The organism is uncultured Corynebacterium sp., assembly GCF_902782855.1.
Classification (GTDB): Bacteria; Actinomycetota; Actinomycetes; order Mycobacteriales; family Mycobacteriaceae; genus Corynebacterium.
In genome coordinates, this window is sequence record NZ_CACZOO010000002.1 from 1 (window position 1) to 5548 (window position 5548).

Sequence of the window (5548 nt, forward strand, 5' to 3'; positions counted from 1 at the left end):
CAGCCACTTCCCCACCAGCGACACCGCACCGTAGCCGAAGGTGGCGACAAGTCCGACGACGACGGCGATGGCCCAGGTCCGGTCGATGAGGAAGCCCTGCTGGGCGTTGACCAGCAGCACTCCGAGTCCCTTGGAAGCGCCGAAGAACTCGCTGATCAGTGCACCCAGGATGGCGGCCGGGACGGCGATCTGCAGGGCGGAGACGATGCTCGGCGCGGCGGCGGCGAGCCGGACGCGGACCAGTCCCTGCCAGCTGTTGCCGCCGGCGACGTGGATGACGTCGAGTGCCCGGCGGTCCGCCTGGCGCAGACCGTAGATCACTCCGACCAGGGCCGGGAAGTACACCTGGAGTGCGGTGATGACGATGCGTCCGTAGTCCCCCTCCAACGAGACCACGAGAATCGGGGCGACGGCGACGGTCGGGATGACGTGGATGATCACCGCGATGCGCATGACGACCTCTTCGGCCGGACGCCAGAGCAGGCCGATGACCGCCAACGGGATGATGATGATGACACCCAGGATGAGGCCTTTGAGGGCGGTCGTCAGTGTCGCTCCGCCGTGGTCGGTGAGCAACGACCGGTCGTCGATGATCTGTCGGATCAGTTCCCACGGATACGGGACGAGGTCACTGGAGCGCAGGGCTGCGGCTGCGGCGAGCCAGATGACCAGGACACCGACGGCGGTGAGGACGCCGGGATGGGTCAGCGCCCGTGTCAGCGCCCGTGTCAGCGTACGGTTCGTCGCCCTGTTCGTCGCCCTGTTCGTCGCGGTCATGACGCGTTCCCGCCGGTACTGTCCGGGCCCCGCTTCGCGGCGAAGAGTTCCTCGGAGAGCATGTCACGGTAGCGGTGGAACTCCGGGGTGCGCTGCATGTCGGGGTGCCGGGGCCGGGGCAGGTCGATGTCGATCTCTCGGACCACGCGACCGGGATGGGCTGCCAGGACGATGACGCGGTCGCTGAGGAAGACCGCCTCCTCCAGGGAGTGGGTGACCAGCAGTGTGGTGGTGGGCCGTTCGGTCCAGATCCGTTGCAGCTCGACCTTCATGTGTTCCCGGGTCATGTCGTCGAGGGCGCCGAAGGGCTCGTCGAGCAGCAGGACCTCGGGTTCGAGCACGAGGGCGCGGGCGATGGCGACGCGTTGGCGCATCCCGCCGGACAGCTGGGCGGGCCGTGCCTTCTCGAAACCGTCGAGGCCGGTCAGCGCGATGAGGTCGGCGATCGCTCTCTTGTCGACGGACCTGTCCGCCACCTGCAGCGGCAGGGCGATGTTGGCTTCCACGGAGCGCCACGGCAGCAGGGCGGAATCCTGGAAGGCGACACCGATGCGGTGTGATTCACGGACCTGCCGGGGGCTCTCACCCAGCACGGAGACTGAGCCGGAGGTCGGGGTGTCCAGGTCGGCGAACTGTCGCAGCAGCGTGGACTTGCCGCAGCCGGAGTGGCCGATCAGCGAGGTGAACGAGCCCTCCGGGGTGACGAAGTTGATGTCCGACAGGGCGTGGACGTCCCCGGTGCGGGTCGGGAAGCGTCGTTCGACGTGGTCGGCGACGAGGCCGGGCGCGGCGCTGTGGGTACCGTTGGTGTCAGTCATTGCCGAACACCTCCTTGCTGATGGTCGTGTCGTAGAGGTCGGTGGCGGTGGCGTTGATGCCGACGAGGTCGAAGAACTCCTGCTGGCTGCGCACACCTGCGTCGTCGATGCGGGACAGGGCGGTCCTGCGTCCGACGGAGGCGGTGAGGTCCGCCCAGATCTTCGCCCCCTCGATCTGGGATTCCTCGGTGAGGCCGAGGTCCCTGGCGTACGAGTCGTACACGAGTGCCCCGCAGGCCTCGGGGTCGGCGACCGAGTCCTCCGCACCCCGCTCGATGGCACGGGCCATCGCGAACAGACGCTCGCGGGAACCGTCGGTCTCCAGGGCGTCCTTCCGGACGACGATGACACCGGACCAGCGGTTGTAGCCGTAGTCGGCGAGCGGGATCTCGCGGGTCTCGACGCCGTTCTCGCGGACGACGACGGGCTGGTTGGCGGCGACGGCGGACATGGCGTCCACCTCCCCCGACATCAGGGATGAGGGGTCGGCTCCGATGGCGACCTTGGTGATTCTCGAGGTGTCGACGCCGGTGGAGGCGAAGAAAGGGTCGTAGACCCGCTGGTCGGTCTGGGACATGCCGAACCGTCTGCCCTCCAGGTCCTTCGGGGTGGTGATGCCGGAATCGGCCTTCGTGAGGATGACGGAGGGCGAGCGCTGGTACACCGCGCCGATGCCGACGAGCGGGGCGCCGTTGGCGACGGCGTTGGCCAGTGCCTCGCTGGTGAGGATGGCCATGTCGGCGTTGCCGGAGACGACCTGGGCGTCCGCGGCGACCTCGGGGCCGCCGGGCAGGATCGTCACGTCCAGCCCCTCGTCGCGGAAGTAGTTGCGTTGCTGGGCGACGACGGTCGCCGTGTTCTCGACGTTGGGGTTCCAGACGAGCTGGACGGCGGCAGGGACCGGATGGACGGGGTCGGGTGCGGTGGTGTCGAAGGACCCGCCGGCGCAGGACGCCAGGGTCGCTGTAGTCGCGAGGGCTGTGAGGGCGGCGAGGGCACCCGTCAGGCGTTTCAGTACCGCGTGTCCGGGCGGTGCGGTTGTGGTCATGTCAGAGGAGTCTCTCGTGAAATGTCGGTGAGCAGTCGGTGGATAGCAGTCGCACACTGTGCTAAATCGATTTAACCATGCGATGTGCCGACCACCTCCCCCGGAAACCACATGTTTACGAGATCGAAACGGCCATCACCTGCTACCGCGCCGTCGACTCCCTCTCCACGACCGTCGGCGCCGGGGAGGCCATGACCCGCACCTCATCGGAGGGCTCGGCCAGACACTCCACCAACAGTTCGCCGGCGGCCTCGGCAATACCCGGCAGGTCGAGATCCAGAGCGGTCAGCCTCGGATGCGCCCCCGCCGCCCGCGGACCGTCGAAGTTCGTGATGACGGCCAGATCCCCCGGCACCGACCGCCCGGCGTCCCGGATACCGCGGAGCACACCCAGCGCGACCACGTCCACCGGCGCGTAGACCGCGTCAAGCCCGGGGGCGGTCGCCAACAGTGCGCGGATCACGTCATAGCCACCCCGTTCGCCGGCGGAGGCGGACACATCGCGGTGGATCAGGTCGACCCCCTCAGGCACCGGGGCCTCCCGGCAGAACTGCCGGACATTCTCCGATACCGAGTTCCCGCCGTCGCCGGTGATCACAGCGATCGTGCGCGCACCTCTCTCCACCAGTCGCCCCACCGCCACATCCGCACCGGACCACCCACGGTCGACCGCACCACCGACCGTGATGCCGTCAACCCGGCCGATGCTCACGACCTCGATACCCCGTTCGCGCAGACTCCGGCACAACGGGTCACCCCGCCTCGGGTCAACCAGGACGACTCCGTCCACGTCCACGGCATCCAGTTGTCGCTCATCCGGCCGCGGAGGCAGCAGAAGCATCGAGTACCCACGCTCCAACAGCACCCGGGACAGCGGCAGCGACAGCCCGAGCAGGAAGCTCAGACTCGACTCCCCGCCGACGATCTCCTCCGGCACCGTCGTGACCAGGGCAACGGTGTTCGACCTTCCGCCACGGAGCCGTCGGGCACGGACACTGGGCCGGTAGCCGAGGTCGGCGGCGACCTTCCTCACCTTCTCCCGGGTCTCCGCACTCACGCGGCCCTTGTTGTTGAGCGCCAGGGACACGGTGCCCGTCGACACCCCGGCGGCGGCGGCGACGTCCGAGATGGTGGGAGGTCTGGTCATTCCGTGGAGTCTATCGGTACCGGATCCGCACCCCTGTATCTGACCACGTGTGCCACAGGTTCGGTAGGGTTCAGACATGTCCACCAACAACTGGTCAGTCCGCGAACTCACCCTGCAGAACTTCCGGAACTACAAGGACTTCACGATCACCTTTGGTCGGGAGATCACGCTGCTGATCGGTGAAAACGGGGCGGGAAAGACAGCGATACTTGAAGCACTTGCCGTCATGCTGTGGACACCGCTGCGCCAGCTGAGCGGTGATGGCCGTGGCGCACAGCACTTCCGGCCGAAAGACGCCCGACGATCTCCCGCCGATCTCCCTTCGCAGGAACGCCAGGCGACGGCAGAACAGCATTTCCCGGTACAGGCTTCCTTGGACGCCGTGGTGAACGGGAGGGAACTCCAGTGGGACCGGGAACTCCGCAGCGCCACCGGTCACACAACCTGGGGCAGCCAGGAGGTACGCACATACAGCGAATCTCTCATCACAGTAGCCACAGAGGGCACCGAAGACATCGCTCTCCCGGTCATCGCGGCGTACGGTGTCGAACGACTCCTCAGTGAAGTTCCCGCGAAGTCCACAATCCCGACATCACGGCGAAGCGCCTACGACCTGGCTCTGGATCCCCGGTCCGATGTGAAAAGGCTCGGAGGTATGCTCCGCCTGCTCGATGAACAGATCCTCCGGGCGCAGGCCTTCGGAGACCCCGAGCCCGCTGCTGCCCGACGTCAGTTCGACGCGATCAGCACCGCCTGTGACCGGATCCTCGAGCCCGTCGGATGGCACAGTCCGAGATGGGACAGCACCGTCGACGAGATCACTTTCCGACACAACGAGTACGGGACCCTTCCATTGACGATGCTCGCCACCGGAACAAAGATCGCCGCAGGCCTCGCCCTCGACCTCGCCAGTCGGATGGCCCGGGCGAATCCCCACCTCGGTGCGGAGGACCTGCTGGAACAGACACCCGGCATCGTCCTCGTGGACGAGGTCGATCTCCATCTTCACCCGAAGTGGCAGCGCGAGATCGTCCCTGCACTCCGACAGACCTTCCCTCGGGTGCAGTTCATCCTCACCACCCACAGTCCCCAGGTGATCTCCACGGTAGAGGGGGAAAATATCCGGGTTCTCCCCGGAGGGGAGGCTACGGAGCCCTGGCCTCGGGTCACGTATTCCCGGGGGCTTCCGTCGAATGTGATCCTGGAAAGGATCCAGGGCACCGATCCCCGGCCTGATGGTGAATCCCGGGAGGTTCTGGATCGGTATATGGCGATGGTGCACCGTGGCGAGGGCAACACCACGGAGGCGGCGGCTCTCCGACAGCGCATCGATGAGGAAATGGGCGGTGTCGACTTCAATGACGAGCTCATCGACGCCGATGCGATCCTCGCTTTCGACAGTCTGGAGGACTGACTGTGTTCGCGCACGATCGCATCGCGGCTCCTTTTCCACTCACCGTCCTCAGGAAGCAGAAGGACCCCGTGGCCGGCTACCATGACCTGCGCGGCACTACCAAAGCTGAAGTCATCGACAGCCTCCGGTCCGCCCAACATGATCGCTGCGCCTACTGCGAGACGTCCGTCCGGAACAACTCCAAGGTCCGGCTCGAGCACTTCCACCCCCAGTCGAGCACCGGAGAAGGCTCAGCGGCGTGTAACAAGGAGATCGGCGGCGCCTCACTGAGTCAGTCGGATCTGGAGTACGGGAACATGCTTCTGTGCTGTGACGGACACGAGGGACAGTCTCGAACGACCTGC

Annotated in this window: 6 protein-coding genes; 2 read left to right on the top strand and 4 right to left on the bottom strand. The window is 66.5% G+C overall.

The features are described 5' to 3' along the window. The 4 genes from QZV72_RS00060 to QZV72_RS00075 form a co-directional block, all read right to left on the bottom strand. On the bottom strand, positions 1 to 777 hold a 777-nt coding region (locus QZV72_RS00060), incomplete at its 3' end, for an ABC transporter permease (protein WP_297003861.1). Beyond that, positions 774 to 1595, bottom strand: a complete 822-nt coding sequence (locus QZV72_RS00065) for an ABC transporter ATP-binding protein (protein ID WP_297003862.1) — start codon at positions 1593 to 1595, stop codon at positions 774 to 776. The genes QZV72_RS00060 and QZV72_RS00065, both read right to left, overlap by 4 nt. Further along, on the bottom strand, positions 1588 to 2643 hold the full coding sequence (locus QZV72_RS00070) for an ABC transporter substrate-binding protein (RefSeq protein WP_297003863.1): 1056 nt from the start codon (positions 2641 to 2643) through the stop codon (positions 1588 to 1590). Before QZV72_RS00070 ends, QZV72_RS00065 begins: the two co-directional genes overlap by 8 nt. Before the next feature lie 142 nt (positions 2644 to 2785). Beyond that, entirely contained in the window at positions 2786 to 3790 is a 1005-nt protein-coding gene (locus tag QZV72_RS00075) for a LacI family DNA-binding transcriptional regulator (protein ID WP_297003864.1), read from the bottom strand. A gap of 76 nt (positions 3791 to 3866) precedes the next feature. On the opposite strand from QZV72_RS00075, the gene QZV72_RS00080 reads away from it, so the two are divergent. Beyond that, entirely contained in the window at positions 3867 to 5204 is a 1338-nt protein-coding gene (locus QZV72_RS00080; RefSeq protein WP_297003865.1) for an AAA family ATPase, read from the top strand. 2 nt (positions 5205 to 5206) lie between these two features. Further along, on the top strand, positions 5207 to 5548 hold a 342-nt coding region (locus QZV72_RS00085), incomplete at its 3' end, for a hypothetical protein (protein ID WP_297003866.1).

Coding starts and splice junctions, on each gene's coding strand:
- QZV72_RS00065 (WP_297003862.1), bottom strand. CDS start 1,595: ATGACTGACACCAACGGTACCCACAGCGCCGCGCCCGGCCTCGTCGCC.
- QZV72_RS00070 (WP_297003863.1), bottom strand. CDS start 2,643: ATGACCACAACCGCACCGCCCGGACACGCGGTACTGAAACGCCTGACG.
- QZV72_RS00075 (WP_297003864.1), bottom strand. CDS start 3,790: ATGACCAGACCTCCCACCATCTCGGACGTCGCCGCCGCCGCCGGGGTG.
- QZV72_RS00080 (WP_297003865.1), top strand. CDS start 3,867: ATGTCCACCAACAACTGGTCAGTCCGCGAACTCACCCTGCAGAACTTC.